The organism is Bacillus sp. 7884-1, assembly GCF_002272245.1.
Taxonomy (GTDB): Bacteria; Bacillota; Bacilli; order Bacillales; family Cytobacillaceae; genus Neobacillus.
The window spans coordinates 1-18,935 of the sequence record NZ_NPDD01000061.1 but is presented as its reverse complement, the minus strand read 5'-3'; the positions used below and the strand labels follow the sequence as shown (position 1 = coordinate 18,935).

General features: G+C 38.3%; 16 protein-coding genes and 1 pseudogene. 15 read left to right on the top strand and 2 right to left on the bottom strand.

Annotation, left to right across the window (positions count from 1 at the left end; genetic code table 11):
- Positions 1-66 precede the first annotated feature (66 nt).
- The 12 genes from CHI06_RS07915 to CHI06_RS07860 all read left to right on the top strand — a co-directional run bounded on the left by CHI06_RS07915 (position 67) and on the right by CHI06_RS07860 (position 14,898).
- A complete protein-coding gene (locus CHI06_RS07915) occupies positions 67-1,248 on the top strand; it encodes a galactokinase (protein ID WP_095247884.1) in 1,182 nt (393 codons plus the stop codon).
- Positions 1,245-2,234: a UDP-glucose 4-epimerase GalE gene (gene galE, locus CHI06_RS07910; RefSeq protein WP_095247883.1), complete on the top strand. Its 990-nt coding sequence runs from the start codon at positions 1,245-1,247 to the stop codon at positions 2,232-2,234. The genes CHI06_RS07915 and galE overlap by 4 nt, the downstream gene beginning before the upstream one ends.
- 5 nt (positions 2,235-2,239) lie before the next feature.
- Entirely contained in the window at positions 2,240-3,721 is a 1,482-nt protein-coding gene (galT, locus tag CHI06_RS07905) for a UDP-glucose--hexose-1-phosphate uridylyltransferase (protein WP_095247882.1), read from the top strand.
- Positions 3,722-3,793: 72 nt separating this feature from the next.
- Entirely contained in the window at positions 3,794-4,852 is a 1,059-nt protein-coding gene (locus CHI06_RS07900) for an aldose epimerase family protein (protein WP_095247881.1), read from the top strand.
- Between the two features lie 3 nt (positions 4,853-4,855).
- Positions 4,856-5,845, top strand: a complete 990-nt coding sequence (locus tag CHI06_RS07895) for a LacI family DNA-binding transcriptional regulator (protein ID WP_095247880.1) — start codon at positions 4,856-4,858, stop codon at positions 5,843-5,845.
- A 141-nt stretch (positions 5,846-5,986) separates the two neighbouring features.
- Positions 5,987-6,982, top strand: coding sequence for a sugar-binding protein (locus tag CHI06_RS07890; protein WP_095247879.1), 996 nt, complete (start codon positions 5,987-5,989; stop codon positions 6,980-6,982).
- A 2-nt stretch (positions 6,983-6,984) separates the two neighbouring features.
- Positions 6,985-8,469, top strand: a complete 1,485-nt coding sequence (locus CHI06_RS07885; RefSeq protein WP_095247889.1) for a sensor histidine kinase — start codon at positions 6,985-6,987, stop codon at positions 8,467-8,469.
- Positions 8,444-10,030 (top strand): response regulator, encoded by a 1,587-nt coding sequence (locus CHI06_RS07880; protein ID WP_095247878.1) that lies wholly within the window; start codon positions 8,444-8,446, stop codon positions 10,028-10,030. The genes CHI06_RS07885 and CHI06_RS07880 overlap by 26 nt, the downstream gene beginning before the upstream one ends.
- A 218-nt stretch (positions 10,031-10,248) precedes the next feature.
- The gene (gene mglB / locus CHI06_RS07875; RefSeq protein WP_095247877.1) at positions 10,249-11,313 is read left to right on the top strand and encodes a galactose/glucose ABC transporter substrate-binding protein MglB; all 1,065 of its coding nucleotides are present in this window, start codon (positions 10,249-10,251) and stop codon (positions 11,311-11,313) included.
- A gap of 184 nt (positions 11,314-11,497) precedes the next feature.
- A complete protein-coding gene (gene mglA, locus CHI06_RS07870; protein WP_095247876.1) occupies positions 11,498-13,000 on the top strand; it encodes a galactose/methyl galactoside ABC transporter ATP-binding protein MglA in 1,503 nt (500 codons plus the stop codon).
- A 12-nt stretch (positions 13,001-13,012) separates the two neighbouring features.
- On the top strand, positions 13,013-14,035 hold the full coding sequence (gene mglC, locus CHI06_RS07865) for a galactose/methyl galactoside ABC transporter permease MglC (protein ID WP_095247875.1): 1,023 nt from the start codon (positions 13,013-13,015) through the stop codon (positions 14,033-14,035).
- A 104-nt stretch (positions 14,036-14,139) separates the two neighbouring features.
- Positions 14,140-14,898, top strand: a complete 759-nt coding sequence (locus CHI06_RS07860; RefSeq protein ID WP_095247874.1) for an NRDE family protein — start codon at positions 14,140-14,142, stop codon at positions 14,896-14,898.
- 76 nt (positions 14,899-14,974) lie between these two features.
- On the opposite strand, the gene CHI06_RS07855 is transcribed toward CHI06_RS07860, so the two are convergent.
- Together CHI06_RS07855 and CHI06_RS07850 are read right to left on the bottom strand one after the other, a co-directional pair.
- Complete coding sequence (locus tag CHI06_RS07855; RefSeq protein ID WP_095247873.1) at positions 14,975-15,151, bottom strand: DUF3934 domain-containing protein; 177 nt, start codon at positions 15,149-15,151, stop codon at positions 14,975-14,977.
- 45 nt (positions 15,152-15,196) lie between these two features.
- Positions 15,197-15,439 carry a hypothetical protein gene (locus tag CHI06_RS07850; RefSeq protein WP_095247872.1) on the bottom strand — a complete coding sequence of 81 codons (243 nt, stop codon included), beginning with the start codon at positions 15,437-15,439 and terminating at the stop codon, positions 15,197-15,199.
- A gap of 527 nt (positions 15,440-15,966) precedes the next feature.
- Here CHI06_RS07850 and CHI06_RS07845 point away from each other — a divergent pair.
- From CHI06_RS07845 to CHI06_RS07835, 3 genes and pseudogenes are all read left to right on the top strand, one after another.
- A complete protein-coding gene (locus CHI06_RS07845) occupies positions 15,967-17,199 on the top strand; it encodes a Zn-dependent hydrolase (protein WP_095247871.1) in 1,233 nt (410 codons plus the stop codon).
- Positions 17,200-17,443: 244 nt separating this feature from the next.
- Positions 17,444-17,776, top strand: a pseudogene (locus tag CHI06_RS30910) (insertion element protein); the annotation flags it as partial.
- A gap of 96 nt (positions 17,777-17,872) precedes the next feature.
- Complete coding sequence (locus CHI06_RS07835; RefSeq protein ID WP_095247870.1) at positions 17,873-18,694, top strand: internalin; 822 nt, start codon at positions 17,873-17,875, stop codon at positions 18,692-18,694.
- Positions 18,695-18,935 lie beyond the last annotated feature (241 nt).

The window sequence follows — 18,935 nt, the reverse complement described above, 5'->3', positions numbered from 1 at the left end:
AAGAATGGATTTATTTTACCTTAAGAGTTAAAATAAACGTATAGATAGAATGATGGAGGGACGACAATGAACATCACAAAGTTAACAACTACATTTAGAGAATTATTTGAGGTCCAGCCTGAGCAAGCATTCTTTGCTCCGGGGAGAATTAATTTAATTGGTGAACATACAGATTACAACGGCGGCCATGTATTTCCTTGTGCGATTACTTATGGAACGTATGCCGTAGCAAAAAAAAGGGATGACAATGTTGTCCGCCTTTATTCAGTAAACTTTCCAAACAAAGAAGTTATTGAATTTGATTTAACACAATTAGATTATGATAAGCAGCATAATTGGGCTAATTACCCAAAAGGGATGATTCGTTATATAAAGGAAGCGGGCTACGATATTTCTACAGGTTTTGAGTGTGTAATTGAAGGCAATATCCCAAATGGAGCAGGACTTTCATCTTCTGCATCGATTGAGCTGCTAACTGGGGTGCTGTTAGACGGGTTATATAAATTAGGGATTCCGCGTCTGGATATGATTAAGCTTGGTAAAAGAGTTGAAAATGAGTTCATTGGTGTCAACAGTGGAATTATGGACCAATTTGCAATTGGAATGGGAAAAAAGGACGCTGGAATATTGCTTGATTGCCAGACATTGAACTTTCAGTACGCTCCAATTAAGCTTGAAGGTTACAAGATTTTAATCATGAATACGAATAAGCGCAGAGAGCTGGCAGATTCCAAATACAATGAGCGTCGTGGGGAATGTGAACAAGCTTTAGCGCAGCTGCAGCAAAGACTTCCAATTGAAGCACTTGGACAGCTGACGGAAGCAGAGTTCGATGAGAATCAAACCCTAATTCCTAACGAAACGGTTCGTAAGCGTGCGAAACATGCCGTGTATGAGAACGTAAGAACACTTAAGGCGCTTGAAGAATTAAGAGCAGGGAACCTTGAGGCATTTGGACAGTTAATGAATCAATCGCATATTTCGCTGCGAGACGATTATGAAGTGACTGGAGTTGAACTAGACAATTTAGTAGAAGCTGCTTGGAAACAGCCTGGTGTAATTGGTGCCCGCATGACAGGAGCTGGATTTGGGGGCTGTGCCATTGCCATCGTTGAAAATGAACAGGTTGATAGCTTTATTGCTAATGTTGGTGCAGCGTATCAGGACAAAATTGGATATCCTGCTGATTTCTATGTAGTAAGTATTGGCGATGGGGCAAAAGAAATTCAAATGGGGGAATTTGAATGAGTATTCTTGTTTTAGGCGGGGCCGGTTATGTTGGCTCTCATGCTGTTTACCAGTTAATTGATCAGGGGTCGCAAGTGGTGGTCATCGATAATTTGCAAACTGGCCATCGTGATGCCATTCATCCAAAAGCACATTTCTATGAAGGTGATATTCGCAGCCGTGAGTTTATGCGTTCTGTTTTTGAAAAAGAAAAGATTGAAGCGATCCTGCATTTTGCCGCCAACTCTCTTGTTGGCGAATCGATGACGGAGCCCTTAAAGTACTATGACAACAATGTATTCGGCACCCAAATTGTCCTTGAAATGATGAAGGAATTTAATGTTACGCCTATCATCTTTTCGTCGACAGCCGCGGTTTATGGTGAACAGAAGGTTGTCCCTATTACAGAAGATGCTCGGGCAATGCCAACGAACACCTATGGTGAAACAAAACTTACAATGGAAAAAATGATTGCTTGGTGTGAAAAGGCATTTGACCTTAAATATGTTTCACTCCGGTATTTTAACGTTGCTTCCGCAAGAAGCGGCGGGGAGATTGGAGAAGACCATAACCCTGAAACGCATTTAATTCCCGTTGTATTAGAGGCTGCATTAGGAAAAAGGCCGGCGGTAACGGTCTTTGGTCAGGATTATGATACGGCAGACGGGACCTGCATCCGCGATTACATTCATGTTGAAGACTTAATTGATGCACATCTTCTTGCACTAAGATACTTGCAAAATGGCGGGAAAAGTAATGTATTTAATCTGGGCAGCAGCCAGGGATTTTCGGTAAAAGAAATTATCGAAACAGCAAAAGAAGTAACAGGTATTGATATTCCTGTTCAATTCGGAGAACGCCGTTCGGGCGACCCTAGTACGTTAATTGCCTCATCAGAAAAAGCCAGAAGTGTACTTGGGTGGAATCCAACAAGAACGTCCATACACCAAATCATCAGCGATGCGTGGAACTGGCACCAGCATCATCCAAATGGATACGAGAGGTGAATGGTATGGTTTATCAATTAATCCAACAATTAATCAATCAAGCCATGGCTGCTCAATTAATGGAGCCTGAGGATGAAATCTATGCTCGCAATCAAATTCTTTCACTCTTACATTTAGTTGAGTTTAAGGAATGTGATGCAGAATCTACTTTAGAGACGCCTGATTTACTTGAACAGATTATAGAGTACGCCAGTGAACAAGAAATTATTGAAGATATTTTTGATGAAAAAGAGATTTTGGCAAGTAAAATAATGAACTGCTTTATGGCACGTCCATCAACTGTTAATCAAATATTTAACGAAAAATATAAACAAAATCCGCAAGTCGCGACAGAGTTTTTTTACGAATTAAGTAAAAATAGTAATTATATTCAGATGAAGCGGATTCGCAATAATATTGAGTACAAGGTTAGCACGGAATATGGTGAACTGGACATTACGATAAATCTATCGAAACCAGAAAAAGACCCTAGAAGTATTGAACGGGAACGTGCCGCAAAAAAGAATGACTATCCGAAGTGTCTGCTTTGTGTTGAAAATGAAGGGTATGCAGGAAGAATTGGCCATCCGGCGCGCTCAAATCACCGCTTGATCAAGTTAAATCTTTTAGAAGAGAATTGGTTTTTACAGTATTCTCCATATGTTTATTACAATGAACATTGTATTGTGCTGTCAGAGGAACATAGGGATATGAAGATTACTTCTGCGGCCATCAAGCGTCTTTTAAGCTTTGTCGAGCAGTTTCCTCACTATTTTGTTGGCTCCAATGCTGACTTGCCGATAGTCGGTGGCTCCATTTTGTCCCATGATCATTATCAGGGAGGACATTATGAATTTGCGATGGCAAAAGCGGAGGATGATTGGAGTTTTGAGTTAGATAGATTCCCGAATGTCCGTGGTTCCGTTGTTAAATGGCCTATGTCTGTCATTCGATTGCGCTCTGAGGAAATTGGACCACTTGTGGAAGCAGGTGAACATATTCTATCCACATGGAGAAATTACAGCGATGAAACAGTAGAAATCTATGCAAAAACAGGCGATACTCCGCACAATACCATTACACCTATTGCACGTAAGAAACAGAATGTATATGAATTAGATTTAGTTCTACGGAACAATCGAACGAGTGAGGAACATCCACTTGGCATTTTTCATCCTCATCAGGACGTTCATCATATTAAGCGGGAAAACATCGGGCTAATCGAAGTAATGGGGCTGGCTGTTTTACCAGCACGCTTGAAGGACGAACTTAGAGAGGTCGAACATTTCATTCTAGGAGAAACTGATATCGTTGCTGACTATCATCTGGATTGGGCAAAAGGTTTAAAAGAAGAGTATCAGGCTGCTGCAACAGAATCAAACGTAGAAGCAATTGTGAGAGAAGAGACCGGTAAGAAGTTTTTAAAATGCTTAGAAGATGCTGGTGTTTATAAGAGAAATGAAGAGGGTAAAGCCGGGTTCAAGCGCTTTATCTCGTCTTTAGCATAAGTTATTCAGCTGACAGCTTGGAATGGCATAAGTGCTCATATCTTTGAAGTGAATTAATGGAGTGGAAAAAGAATGAAAATAATAGATAAAGTATTCGGTAGTTATCACGATGAGTCAGTCATGGAGTATACCCTTGTCAACGATTCAGGGATGTCTGTTTCATGCCTGAATTACGGTTGTATCATTACAAAAGTAATGGTCCCTGACCGAAATGGTTACGTTGAAAATGTCGTTCTTGGATTTGAGAACGTAGAAGATTATATTGATTTGGCCCCATATTTTGGCTCGGTTGTCGGTCGAGTGGCTGGAAGAATCAGCAACTCACAGTTTGAACTGGACGGGGAAGTTTACCGGGTGACTCCTAATGAGGGTCCTAACCATTTACACGGCGGTAAACATGGTTTTAATTCGGTTATTTGGAAAACGGAAAGCATTGAAACGGAAAATGCTATAGGGTTAAAATTTTTCTATCGGAGCTTGGATGGAGATGAAGGATATCCTGGAAATTTGGATACGACCATCGTCTACCTTTTAAATAATCAAAATGAGCTGAGCATTTCCTATGAAGCAGTGACAGATCAAAAAACAATTGTGAATTTAACGAATCATTCTTATTTTAATCTAAGCGGCAATTTAAAGAGAGATTGTTCCGAGCACATTCTACAATTAGAAAGTAACCGCTTTTTAGAACTTGGGTCCGATTTAATACCTACTGGAAGAATGATTGAATCTAGCAATACCCCCTTTGACTTTAAGCATGGTCGTTTGTTGAAGACGGGAATGAAATCCTCTTATCCACAAAATGTGCTTGCGGGCAATGGTTATGACCATCCGCTTCTTTTTACAAAAAAGGGAGAAAATACAGTGGTGTTAAGTGAAAAAGAGAGTGGCAGGACATTGTTAGTTACAACAGATCAGCCATGCGTGGTCCTTTACACAGCAAATCAACTAGAAGGTCCCTTTTCAATCGCAGGTGTTCGAGCAAGGAACTACTTAGGTGTGTGTCTAGAAACGCAAGGACTGCCAGATGCTATTAACCAACCTGATTTTCCAACGATTGTTTTAAACCCTGAGGAAGTATATCGTGCCACAACAAAATACCGCTTTTTTTCTAATACAATAGGAGTTTAATGAATGGCGACAATTAAGGATATTGCAGAATTAGCAGGAGTTTCAATCGCAACGGTATCCCGCGTATTAAATTATGATAGTTCTTTATCTGTTGGTGATGAAACAAAAAAGAGGATATTTGAGGTTGCGGAGCAGCTTTCCTATAAAAAGAAACCAGCTAGAAAACTAGAGACCGGGAAAATTGCACTTTTACAATGGTATACAGAAAAAGAAGAATTAGAAGATCTATATTATATGTCGATTCGTTTGGGTGTCGAAAATCAATCCAGACAAATGGGCTTTTCTGTAGCTAAGTACTTTCAAGACAACTATGCGGATTTAAAACAGGATGAGATTCAAGGTCTTATCGCAATCGGGAAATTTAGTAATAAACAAATAAAGGATATGGTATCCATCACAAATAATATCGTTTTTGTGGATATCTCACCCGATGAAGAAAAATTTGATTCCATTGTGATTAATTTTGAAAAGGCGACTAAAAAGGTCATTGATCATTATTTAAAACACGGTCATGAGAAGATTGGGTATATTGGCGGAAGAGAAGTATTCAAAGACCAGGCTTCACTAATTGAAGACCAAAGAGAGGTTACCTTCAAAACCTATCTTGGTGCAAAAGGGCTTTTGAATGAAGCGTATATGTATACAGGTGCCTTCTCCGTTAGTGATGGTCATTCACTCATGAAAAGGGCAATTTTGGAGCATGGGGAAAACCTGCCGACCGCTTTCTTTGCAGCGAATGATTCTCTGGCAGTTGGAGCACTCAGGGCTCTATTGGAAAAAGGGATTCCTGTTCCAGGCCGAGTGAATATCATCGGCGTTAACGACATCAGCATCTCCAAATATGTATTTCCCTCATTAAGCACGGTGAAAGTCTTTACCGAACTAATGGGAGAAACAGCCGTCAACACCCTGGTAGAAAGATTCGAAGGACGGAAAATAGCCAAAAAAATAACCATTTCCACCCAACTCATCATAAGAGACAGCAGCTCCTGAAAATTGATATAAAAACACAAATGTCCACCTGAGGTGGACATTTGTGTTTTTATGGTGACAGGCACCATTTGTCATTGTCGATTTTTGGTATATTCCGTATAATATTTTTTATCTATACTGGTGATGTAATGGAGATGTTTTATGAGCAGATTGACTAAGGCTGCATATGGTGTTGGGGTTTTGTGTTTTCTTGTGAGCTGTGCATTTTCTGTATTTTATGGTTATAAGGTTGTTAATCATGATTTGCCTGCAGAGGGTAAAACGATGGAAACGTATAATTATCATTTTGTGCTGGTCCCTGAGGAGCTAGACAATGATTATTGGCGGCTTGTTGAAGAAGGGGCACAGAAGGCTGCGGAGGAACATGGTGTATTATTGGAATATGCTGGACCGAAGCAGGCTAATATCGATGAACACTTAAAAACGATTGAAATGTCAATGGCATCTAAAGTGGATGGTATTATTACTCAAGGCTTGAGTGATGAGCAATTCATCCCGTTAATTAATAGAGTCGTAGAAAAACTCCCTGTCATAACCATTGATACAGATGCAGCCAATAGTAACCGGATGGCTTATATTGGAACAGACAATTATTATTCTGGTTTTTTGGCAGGTAAAGCCTTAATTGAAGATACAAATGGTCAGGCGAATGTTGCCATTATTACCGGGAGTTTCTATGCAAACCACCAGCAGCAGCGTGTTCAGGGTTTTCGGGATGCTGTGGAATCTGAAGAGGGAATAACAATCATTACTGTGGAAGAGTCGGAAATTAGTCGAGTCCGAGCAGCTGAAAAGGCTTATCAAATAGTAACGGATTACCCCGAAGTCAATGCTTTCTACGGGACAAGTGCACTAGATGCAATTGGAATTGCCCAAGTGGTAGAAAAGTTTAGAGAGCCGGATCAAGTTTATATTATTGGATTTGATAGTCTCCCTGAAACACTTAAGTACATTTCGGAAGGTACAATTAAAGCAACAGTAGTCCAAGAGCCTTTTGAAATGGGCTACAAAGCGGTAGTAATGATGATAGATCTAATTGAAGGCAAAAAGGTTCCTCCCGTTATTCACACGAATACTCGGATTATGAGAGAAGAAGATTTACCTGATATTCATCGGGCCATGGGGGAGGAATACTGATGATGTTATTTCGGATTCGATCGAAATTATTACTCTATTTCATTGTCCTTGTGGTGCTGTTAAGTTCTGTTGGCGTCCTTTTTTATCAAAGTAGTGAAAACCTAATAAATGAATATGATGATAGTTTTGAACGGTTTCTTATGTTAAATGATATCTCACAAAGAACTACCGTAATTACGGAAAACCTTAAAGGGTATTTGCTAGATAAGGAAAGCTCCTATTTAAAAGACTATAACCTTGAAAAATCTAAGTTGCAAAATGACCAATGGCTTTTCAATAAAGAAATGAAATCGAATGATACGGCAGTTATTAACTACCAAAATATGATAAACAGCTTTCTAGAAGAATGTGACGCAACGATAGAAGCTTTTCATAAAGACAATATTAACGATTATTCGAATCACTTAAATGAAGCATTAAAAATAGCAGGATTCCTTCAAGAAAGTACGCTTGCACTCCTGAATAATAAGCTGACAGACTATCAAAATTTCTATGATCAAATGGAAAGGCAAAATCATTATTATAAATTATTTTCTTTTTCTCTTTTCGCGTCTGCTTTTTTTCTTAGTACATTGATCGCTCTTTGGATTTCGGGCGGTATTACAAAACCAATTACGCTATTATCCGAGGCAGCCCGGCAAATTTCAAAAGGTAATCTATCTGGTGAAGATATTAAGATAACAACCAAGGATGAATTAAAGCCCTTAACCGAAACCTTTAACCAAATGCGTTCAAATCTTAGACAATTGGTAAAAGAAATAAAGCAGAAATCGGAGCTTGATAAGCTCCTAAAAGAATTGGAACTAAGAAGTCTTCAAAACCAAATTAATCCACATTTCCTATTCAATACTTTGAATACGGTTTCAAAGATGGCTTACCTAGAGGATGCGGAACATACTTCTAGATTAATAGAATCTGTTGCCGCATTACTGCGCTATAACCTTGGGGGCGATTTGAATAAAGCTGCCACTCTAAGGGACGAAGTATCTATTGTAAAAGAGTACTTTTTTATTCAACAAACAAGATTTGGAGACCGAATTCAATTCATCACTGAAATAGAAGAGGATTGTTTGGATATAGAAATTCCTAGTTTAACACTTCAGCCATTAATCGAAAATGCATTCATACATGGTGTTGAATCGCATGAGGAAAATGCAGAAATCCGACTTCATATCTATAAAAGGAATGACAGAATTAATGTGGAAATAGTAGATAATGGGGATGGAATGGATGAAATCACCAAAAATAGATTGCTAAACTATGTTAGCGGAACAGAAATGGAAGAAGTATTTGAACACAATAAATCAAAAGGTCATTCAACTGGTATAGGCGTGAAAAATGTAATTCGCAGGCTTCAGCTTTTTTACAATCAAAAAGACATTATTGAAATACATTCAGAGTTAGGTAAAGGGACAAAGTTTACACTGACCATTCCAAGCGTTGCAAAAGGAGGAGAAGAGTTTGTTGAAAGTTCTAATTGTGGATGATGAGGTTTTGGAGCGAAAAGCATTGACGAAGATCATAAACAGCTCTTCTGAGGACGTAATGGTAATTGGTGAGGCGCCTAACGGAAGAAAGGCGATTGAAATGACTAGAGAACTTAAGCCTGATATCATCTTTATGGATATAAAAATGCCCGGAATAGATGGAGTTCAAGCTGTTAAGGAAATCAAAAGCACTGATCCATGCATTCGATTTATCATGGTTTCAGCCTTTAATACCTTTGAATATGCCAAGGAAGTTATGCAGCAGGGTGTAAAAGAATATATCTTAAAACCTAGTAGAAAACAGGATATTCTCGAGAGTTTACAGCGTGTTTCAGGTGAGATATTTGAAGAGCGCAGGTCTATGAAAGAAAAGCAAAGCTTGATGGAGAACCTAGACCGTGCCGTTTCCATAGCCCAGAAAGAGTGGGTGTCTTCATTAATCCTAAACCAAGTCCAAGATATTTCCTTTGATGAATGGAGTCAGTTATTAGGGGTAGAAATTACTTCTGGTTATATTATGTTGTTTTCCCTCTTGCCCAAGGAAAAAGGAGAATTTCACTTACATCTAAAGCAAAACTATTATTTATGGCTTAAGGATGTCTTGAAAACAGTAGTGAAAAAGGAAGAAGTTATGGTAGGACCAATGACAGATTCTCAAGTACCTGTTTTATTCCTTTGTAAAGAACTACCGGAAAAGGTGCATTTTAAAACAAATGCACAGCATACCATTGAGAGTCTATTTAGTTCTTTTCAAAAAAGCCAAATAAATGCGGATTTAAGAATAGGGATAGGACTCCCATATAGTCATGGCCATGAGCTTAATAAATCTTATCATGAAGCGGTAGTTGCTTTACAGCAGCTATTAAAAACTTCAAACCGAAAATATTTATTTAGCAGTAAACAAGGGGCTGGTGAGCTGCCTTCCGTTTCGGATGTGCTGGAAATAGAGAAAAAATTGCTGGATGGTGTACGACAAGGTGATCTAAATCAAGTTATGTTTTTATTTGATTCGTTTGTAACCAAACTGACCGGTAACAAAGCATTAAAGGCTGCAGTAGTGAAAAAATCTTTTGATGAATTTTTTATTCTCCTTTCACGAATGATGCATGACTTAGGGATACACTTTGAATGTTCCTTGACGATTGACGAGGTAGAGGATTGTAACTTAATTCTAGAAAAAGGAAAAGCTAATTTACTGGCAGTCGTCAAGCATGTTCAGCTTTGGAGGAACAATCATGCGAAGGGAATGCTACATAAGGCAAAGGAATATATTGAAAATCATTATGCAGAGTCCATTACGTTGGAACACGTAGCAGAATATGTGGAGCTAAGTCCCTTTTATTTAAGTAAATTATTTAAAGATCGATTTGGGATGACCTTTATCGATTACGTAACCGAAATAAGAATAAAACAGGCAAAGCTGCAAATGGTTGATGCTGCTAAGAGTTTAAAAGAAATATGCTATTCTGTCGGCTATAAGGACCCGAATTATTTTAGCCGCGTGTTTAAAAAACAGACAGGCTTATCCCCAACCGAATTTCGTAAGGAAACGGTAAGTTAATAGGATGATAGTTAAAAAGACTGATTCGTAGATGAATCGGTCTTCTTTTGCGTGAACAAAAAAATCTAGGAAATCGCAAATTAGTGCTATAGGTTAGAACTATTGAACGAAATTCTCCGATGTTACCATATGTGTAAGGGCTTTCACTGAGGTAAAGGTAATCGGAGCTTACCAGAGCCTTTACAAAAAAAAAGCAAATGCAAAAGGAGAAGGATGACATGTTTAAAAAGAAAAAAGGGTTAATTCTATCATTAACAGTTGCGTCTAGTATTCTATTAGCAACTGGCTGCGGCGGTACAGAAAAAAGTTCAACGGATTCTGGAAAAGGCAAGGACGGCGACCTTCCAGCAGTGGGTGCAACCATTTATAAATTCGATGATAATTTCATGTCATATGTTCGTCGTGCAATGGAAACCGCAGCAGACGGAAAAGTGAACTTAATGCTGAATGACTCTCAAAATGACCAAGCCAAGCAGGTTGAACAAGTAGACACACTTATTGCAAAAGGAGCTAAGTCGCTTGCAATCAACCTTGTAGACCCTAAGGCAGCACAAACCATCATTGATAAAGCAAAAGTAAAGGATATTCCTGTTATCTTCTTTAACAAGGAGCCAGATGCAAGTGTATTAAAAGGCTACGAAAAAGCTTACTATGTCGGAACAACCTCATCTGAATCAGGTGTGCTTCAAGGTGAACTAATTGCTAAGGCGTGGGAAGCGAATAAAGATAAATGGGATAAAAATGGTGATGGCAAGCTTCAGTACGTTTTATTAAAAGGTGAACCAGGACACCCAGACGCAGAAGCGCGTACTAAATATGTTGTGGATACCTTAAAGGAAAAAGGAATTGAGGTAGACGAACTAGCTCTAGATACAGGTATGTGGGATGCAATGAAAGCAACAGAAAAAATGGATGCTTGGATTGCAAAATACAACGAAAATATTGAATTTGTTATTGCGAATAACGATGGTATGGCATTAGGTGCCATTGCTTCTCTTGAAAAAGCAGGGTACTTCTCAGGTGATAAGTTTATGCCAGTAGTAGGTGTAGATGCGATTCCAGAAGCACTTGAAATGATCGAAAAAGGAAAAATGGTTGGTTCCATCTTAAATGATGCGAAAAACCAAGGTGCAGCCACTGTTCAACTTGCTGCAAATGCTGCAAACGGTAAGGATGTATTGGAAGGAACTGAGTGGAAGTTAGACGACGCAAAAGCAGTTCGTGTTCCTTACATCGAGGTTACAAAAGATAATATCCAGGTAGGTAAAGACGCATACAAGTAAGAAAAGCGGAAGCGCCTAGTCCGAGGATTGCCTCTATGGCGCTCCTCGAACGAAGGAAAAGGATACCTTTCTTTTCCTTCGTTCGGGGCAATGTTTCAAGGTAATCGTTTGAAACAGGACTGATGAAATTAAATTTTATTATATAAAAAATGCATGTTAAATGGTTAGGCAAGGAGGTTTAAGCATGTCAGAGGCAAGTTCAGCCAATTTACTTGAAATGATTAATTTAACGAAAAGATTTCCTGGCGTAATGGCTCTTAACAACGTTTCCCTAAAAGTGAAGGCAGGGTCAGTACATGCCTTAATGGGCGAGAATGGTGCAGGAAAATCAACTTTAATGAAGTGCTTATTCGGTATCTATTCAATGGATGAAGGAAAAATTCTGTTGGACGGTAAAGAGGTTTCATTTGCGAATTCTAAGCAAGCACTTGAAAGCGGAGTCTCCATGGTCCACCAGGAACTGAACCAAGTCCGTCAGCAAAATGTAATGGATAATATTTGGCTGGGAAGGTATCCGAAAAAAGGAATCTTTATTGATGAAAAAAAGATGTATGAGGATACGACGGCAATCTTTAAAAGTCTCGACATCAAAGTTGACCCGCGAAGCAAAGTAGGAAACCTGTCAGTCTCAGAGATGCAGATGGTGGAAATTGCAAAAGCTGTTTCTTATCATTCAAAGCTCATTGTAATGGACGAACCAACATCCTCTCTAACTGAAAAAGAGGTAAATCATTTATTTACTATTATTAGAAAGCTGCAAAGTGATAACGTAGCGATTATCTATATCTCTCACAAAATGGAAGAAATATTAAAAATCTCAGATGAAGTAACAATCATGCGTGACGGTCAGTATATTGCAACGAAAAGCGCAAAGGAGTTAACAACAGACGAAATTATTAAGTTAATGGTTGGCCGTGACCTGTCACAGCGTTTCCCAGAAAAAATCAATCAACCTGGAGCTGTAACCCTTAAAGTTAAGGATTTAACTGCCGAAACAGAAGGGTCATTTTCTAATATTAACTTCGAATTGAGAAAAGGAGAAATATTAGGTGTTGCAGGTCTCGTAGGCTCCAAACGTACCGAGGTTATGGAGGCACTATTCGGTATCAGAGGACTGAAATCAGGAAGTATTGAGTTAAATGGAAAGGTTGTTCAGAATCATTCGCCGCAGCATGCGATAAAAAATGGCTTTGCACTAGTTACGGAAGAAAGAAGAACAACGGGGATTTATCCACAATTAAGCATTAGCTTTAACTCCATTATTGCCAACCTGCCTCAGTATCGAAAAGGGTTGTTTCTATCAGAAAGCAAAGTTCATGATGATACAAAATGGGTTATCGATTCAATGAAAGTCAAGACGCCATCGCAAAAAACGCCAATCGGAAGTCTTTCTGGCGGTAACCAGCAGAAGGTAATCATTGGCCGCTGGCTGCTAACAAAACCGGATGTACTACTGCTGGATGAACCAACAAGGGGAATAGACGTTGGTGCGAAATTTGAAATTTACCAGCTAATTAACGAATTAGCAGCTGAAGGAAAAGGAATTATCATGATTTCTTCAGAAATGCCTGAACTTCTTGGTGTTACAGACAGAATCTTAGTAATGAGTAATGGAAGAGCAGCCGGAATCGTAGAAACAAAGACAACCACGCAAGAAGAAATTATGCGACTGGCAGCGTTGTATTAGGAGGAGAACAAAATGAATACTCAGGCCACAAAAAAGTCTAATGTTGTAAAATGGCTGTTTGATAATGTTATTTATGTATTTTTAATTCTACTTGTTGTTGGGATTGTCTTTGCATCTCCTGACTTTTTATCAATGACCAATTTGATTAATATCTTAAGCCAGTCATCTTCAAGGATTATTATTGCACTTGGGATAGCGGGTATCCTGATATTAGGCGGGACGGACTTATCTGCCGGACGGATGGTCGGACTTGCAGCAGTAGTCTCAGCCTCACTGCTTCAAGCAGGTGATTATGCCTATAAAATGTATCCAAACCTTCCAGAATTGCCTTTGTTTATTCCTATCTTAATTGCAATGGCTGTAACAGGACTATTTGGTACTTTAAATGGTTTTATCGTATCAAAGTTTCACGTACCCCCATTTATCGCAACACTAGGTATGATGATTGGTGTTTATGGAGTCACTTCCATCTACTTTGACCGTCCGCCATATGGTGCGCAGCCGATTGGTGGATTAAGTGAGAGCTTTACCACATTCGCGCAAAAGGGAATAAAAATAGGTCAATATGAATTTCCATACCTGATTTTATATGCAATTGCCTTTTCATTCATTATTTGGGTGGTATGGAATAAAACACAGCTTGGTAAGAATATGTATGCAATCGGCGGAAATGCTGAAGCAGCAAAGGTTTCCGGCGTTAACGTGGCAAAAAATATCATTATTATTTATATGATTGCAGGTCTGCTTTATGGATTCTCAGGTACTTTAGAGGCAGGGCGAGTTGGAAGTGCAACCAACAATACGGGGAATATGTACGAGTTAGATGCCATTGCAGCCTGCGTTGTCGGCGGAGTATCACTATCAGGCGGAATTGGTACCGTACCAGGAGTTATAACGGGAGTATTAATCTTCCAGGTAATCAACTATGGTTTAGCTTTCCTTGGTGTAAGTCCATACATTCAATTCATTGTAAAGGGCGCTATCATCATCGTTGCAGTTGCTTTTGATATGCGGAAACATGCCAAGAAAAAATAAGAATAGAGGGCATTCCCAAATGGGAGTGTCCTTTCATTTTCCCTAATAGGGGAATTTACTGCTAAAATAGATTCAGTGATCTATTCAAAAGAGGTGGGTATTCTATGTGTTTAATCTTGTTTGCATATAAGGTACATCCAAAATACAAACTTATGGTTGCGGCTAATCGAGATGAATTTTACCAAAGACCGACTGCACCGATTCGTTATTGGGAGGACAATCCTGAAATCCTTGCCGGACGGGATTTAGAAAAAATGGGTACTTGGATGGGTGTTACCAAATCGGGGCGGTTTACAGCCTTGACCAATTATCGAAATCCGATGGAAGTTACGGAGGGAAAACGCTCAAGAGGAGAATTGGTGGCAAATGCCCTGCAGTACAAAGGCGATATCAAGGAGTATATGGATAGTCTGGTTAGAAATAATGACTGGTATCCAGGATATAACCTGTTAGCCGGGGATGGTGATGAGCTATACTATTATTCCAATGTTGGGCAGGAGTTAATAAAAGTGGCTCCGGGGATTTATGGTGTCAGCAATCATTTACTTAATACAGAATGGCCAAAAGTACAAGCTGGCAAAGACGGGTTAGCCGCTATTTTGAAAAGTAATCAAGAGGATTATATTGAGCCTCTATTAATGCTTCTTCAAAAAGCAGATCAGGCACCAGATGAGAAACTACCTCAAACGGGGGTTTCATTAGAATTGGAAAGAATGCTTTCACCGATGTTTATCAAAAGTGAAGGATATGGTACAAGGAGTTCAACCATTTTATTAATGGATGAAAAAGAGATTCACTATGTCGAACGAGTTTTCTCTTTTAACGAGGTAAATACTCAAAAATACACAATTGAATTGAAATAAAAAACTAATCAAACGTTTGATTAGATCAGTTGCTAAACTAATCAAACGTTTGATTAATAGAATTCACACAGAAAAATTATGACTGGGATTCAGTAGTATCTTTATCAGTTGTCTTATCAGACTCCACTTTTTTAGTCCCTTTGCTGACATAAGGTTTAGCATTTTTAGCTTTTTTAGCACCAACCTGCCAACGATTCCAGCCCTTCTTACCTGTTCCTCGGCCTATTCCACTTTTCGCCTTTGCTTTTGGCATCTAACCACTCCATCATAATTGAAAACAGGTTTTATCCGAGAAAGGTTATTGAGTTTTGTTCTCAAAAAAACCTAACGCAAATTTAATACCCTCTTCAATTTCATTTGTATCATAACCTTGTAAATCTTCATGAGTAATTTCCAGGGTTGTTCTTGATAATGAATAACCGCTGTCTAAATTAATATCAAGAAGGACCTCAAACCCATTTGCTGTGTTCTTAATATCAATTATATCATAATCAAGAATAGGTGCTCCCGTTTGGTACTCTATTGGTTCTAACTCTGACATTACCAGACCTCCATATTTAGTTCTATTCAACATTCGAACATAGGTTATACAAAAAATGAATAGAATAAACATTACATTTTTTTACACTTCATCACAAACTTTAATAAAAGAAGTGAAATTTATTGACGGGTTCCGTTTCCTATCGCAAAACGTCAATTTGCACAGGAAAATGCAAACCAAGATGTATTTAAGAATTCATAGGCGGAGAATTTCCTGCTAATGTATATTGGGGAAGCTTAAAAGCAGATATAGGCGGAGATATTCCGATTAACTGCTCTAATTAAGGCGAAATTCAAAGATTTGGATAATATAAACGGAAAAACTTCCCTTATTTTTAAGGAAATATGGGTATTTCCCAATTTAGCCGGAATTTTACCGTTTATTTTTCATACACAGTGAAATGATAATTTGTCTAATGACAGACATTATTGATGAGGTATAATTAATATTAACTGAATATTTACATAAATATAATACAATACAAGGCTCCCTGACTACACTACCACCATTTAAAAGGAGAGATGTGCATGCAGCGGCAAAAGCTTTTAATTAATGGAGAGAGATTAAAGAATGAGCTTGAACGGTTTGCTAACTTTGGCAGGACTGAAAACAATGGCGTAACCCGGCTGTCGTTATCTGAGGAAGATCGTGCTGCTAGAGATTTTTTTCAATCATGCTGTGAGGAAATAGGCTTAACGGTTAAGGTTGATGATATGGGCTGTATGTATGCGACGCTAGACGGTGTGGAGAATAAACCTCCCATACTGATCGGCTCCCATTTGGATTCGGTTAAAAAAGGCGGTAGATTTGATGGTGTGCTTGGGGTATTAGCTGGTTTGGAAGTAGTCAGAACATTGGTGGAAAATAATATTAAGCCTCGTATCCCGATTACACTTGTTAATTTTACAAATGAAGAAGGTGCGAGATTTGAGCCTTCGATGATGGCATCAGGAGTACTTTCAGGTAAATTTGATAAAAATGTAATGTTGAAAAAGAAAGACGTTAAGGGGATTACTTTTGAGGAAGCACTTAAAACGATTGGATATGAGGGAGAAGTAGAGAATCGTCTAAAAGAGGGTGCTGCTTTCTTAGAATTGCATATCGAACAAGGTCCGATTCTTGAAAAAGAAGCCCTTTCTATTGGCGTCGTGGAATGCGTGGTCGGCATGGCATGCTATGACATAGAAATAACAGGTGAATCTGACCACGCCGGAACGACACCTATGAGTATGAGAAAAGATGCTCTTTTTGCCGCAAATAACCTGATAAATGAAATTCGAAGGGTATTATGTTCTCTAGATGAAGAACTGGTATTTACAATTGGCAGGGTGAATGTGTATCCGAGTATTCATACCGTGATTCCGAATAAGGTGGTATTTTCTTTAGAAGCTAGACATAAAGATCCGGCGATTGTTAGTGCTTTTAAAGAATTTGTTGAAAATCTTCCGAACTTAGATTTAAACGAGGGCTGTGAGGTAAAGATAACAAAGCTGTGGGAGCGGGACACCGTTTGGTTTAATTCAGCAATTGTTAACCAACTAGAAAAATCGGCACAGTCACTAGGTTATAGTAATAAAAGGATGGTCTCGGGTGCTGGACATGATGCTCAATTTATTGCCAGCTTTGTGCCTTCTGCAATGCTGTTTGTTCCAAGTTTTAATGGCAAAAGCCATTGTGAAGAAGAGTTAACTACTTGGGAGGAATGCGAAAAAGGCGTAAATGTTCTATTAGATACCGTAATAGCATTGCTATCCAAATAAAATAGAGAGAGACACCAGGATTCATTTAACGGGTTCGGTTCAGAGGTGCAAAACAGTAAATAACATTATAATTTGGAATCCAATTCACATATGAATTGGATTCTTTTACTTTGTTGATATATAAGGGATTTTACCGTTTTAAAAGGTCAATTAGCAGTGTAATTGGCGTATCAATTAACAAGAGTCTGTTGTCCAACAGACAGTCTCCGAAGTATGTGTTAAAACGGTTGCTGTTGGGCATACAGATTGTACGACCAACCTTTCATCATTAGAGCCGAAAGATATTGCTGCCTTGATAATGAATGTAAACGATAATGCGACAAATACATTTATTCAACACATTCGGCGTAGATTATCAATTTTGGAAAGACCTTTAACAACTGCTCGTGGAGATGGGAAAAGTTATATTTATTCGAATTTTAATCCGAAGTATGCTCAAATGGCTTTGACCATCCTTCGGACCTATTACAATTTTTGTTTCGCATATAAATCAAATGGTGTAAATAAAACTGCTGCCCAACGGATAGGGATTGCAAAAAAGAAATTCAATATAAATGACATCATCTATATGCAATAGCTAAAAATAAATTCTTTAGCTATTTTTCCTTAAAGTTGAAGTTATTGGTAAAATTAACTTGGCTATTCCGTAATTATTAGATGTGGAGGTAAAAGAATGTTGTTTTTAAAAGAACATCCTCAATATATTTTTCGTATTGATGAACGCCCACATTTTGTTGATGATTTAGCTGATGTAGATGAGAATTCCACTGAGTTGTTAATCCAAGGAAAAACAAAAAATATCGAGAGGTTAAAGTCTTTTTGTAATCTGACAAAATTATGGATTTACACAGTGAACCAAAATGAATTCAATACAATATTGAGCTTTGTTAATCCCAAAATGCTCTCTATATATGAATTGAAGGTAGAAGATTTGTCAGCAATTAGTTCACTTAAAGATGTTGAGGTATTAGCACTAGAATGGAATACCAAAGCCCAAAGTTTATGGGATATTTCAAAAAATACTTTTTTAAAATCTTTGTCAATAAAAGACTTTTCAAAGTTGAATGACATAACACCATTACAAAATGGCACAAAGTTGGAGTTGTTAGATTTGTCAGGTGGCGATTCGAAAGATTTAAAATTAAATAATCTCCAAATTCTAAAGTATCTTATTAATTTAAAATATCTTGGTTTGTCAAATATTAAGGTTCAAGATGAGTCTTTGGAACCTATTTCTAAATTAAAAGGGCTTCAAGAGTTAGAAATATCTAATCAATTTCCTACCGAAGAGTACGCTAAGTTGTCTGTCGCTATTCCTGATACTAAGTGCGATAAATTTAAAGCATATGTAAATCTAGCAAGCCCTATTGGAGAAGATGATGTGATGGTTGTAGGTAAGAGAAAACCATTCTTAAATTCTAAAGTCGATGTGAAAAAGTTACAAAAATACGAAGAACAATTCAAAGCGTACCAAGAAAAGTATAAAAGTAACTAAAAAAGCAATGGAACCAATTCCATTGCTTTTTTTCTTGTTAATCAATTGTTAAAACATATGTGATTTGTTTTGCGTATTCGGATGCGAATCAGCGTTTTGCACCTCACAACCGAACCCGTTAGGATTCATTCGGTGTCTCTTTTTGTTGGAGAGGCTGTTTTCTCATAGTCATCTAAATGGGGCAAGGAGGATTCTTTAATTGGTGGTCTTGAGGACAAATCGCGCGGGCAGTCGGAAAGAG

Coding starts and splice junctions, on each gene's coding strand:
- CHI06_RS07915 (WP_095247884.1), top strand. CDS start 67: ATGAACATCACAAAGTTAACAACTACATTTAGAGAATTATTTGAGGTC.
- galE (WP_095247883.1), top strand. CDS start 1,245: ATGAGTATTCTTGTTTTAGGCGGGGCCGGTTATGTTGGCTCTCATGCT.
- galT (WP_095247882.1), top strand. CDS start 2,240: ATGGTTTATCAATTAATCCAACAATTAATCAATCAAGCCATGGCTGCT.
- CHI06_RS07900 (WP_095247881.1), top strand. CDS start 3,794: ATGAAAATAATAGATAAAGTATTCGGTAGTTATCACGATGAGTCAGTC.
- CHI06_RS07895 (WP_095247880.1), top strand. CDS start 4,856: ATGGCGACAATTAAGGATATTGCAGAATTAGCAGGAGTTTCAATCGCA.
- CHI06_RS07890 (WP_095247879.1), top strand. CDS start 5,987: ATGAGCAGATTGACTAAGGCTGCATATGGTGTTGGGGTTTTGTGTTTT.
- CHI06_RS07885 (WP_095247889.1), top strand. CDS start 6,985: ATGTTATTTCGGATTCGATCGAAATTATTACTCTATTTCATTGTCCTT.
- mglB (WP_095247877.1), top strand. CDS start 10,249: ATGTTTAAAAAGAAAAAAGGGTTAATTCTATCATTAACAGTTGCGTCT.
- mglA (WP_095247876.1), top strand. CDS start 11,498: ATGTCAGAGGCAAGTTCAGCCAATTTACTTGAAATGATTAATTTAACG.
- mglC (WP_095247875.1), top strand. CDS start 13,013: ATGAATACTCAGGCCACAAAAAAGTCTAATGTTGTAAAATGGCTGTTT.
- CHI06_RS07860 (WP_095247874.1), top strand. CDS start 14,140: ATGTGTTTAATCTTGTTTGCATATAAGGTACATCCAAAATACAAACTT.
- CHI06_RS07855 (WP_095247873.1), bottom strand. CDS start 15,151: ATGCCAAAAGCAAAGGCGAAAAGTGGAATAGGCCGAGGAACAGGTAAG.
- CHI06_RS07850 (WP_095247872.1), bottom strand. CDS start 15,439: ATGTCAGAGTTAGAACCAATAGAGTACCAAACGGGAGCACCTATTCTT.
- CHI06_RS07845 (WP_095247871.1), top strand. CDS start 15,967: ATGCAGCGGCAAAAGCTTTTAATTAATGGAGAGAGATTAAAGAATGAG.
- CHI06_RS07835 (WP_095247870.1), top strand. CDS start 17,873: ATGTTGTTTTTAAAAGAACATCCTCAATATATTTTTCGTATTGATGAA.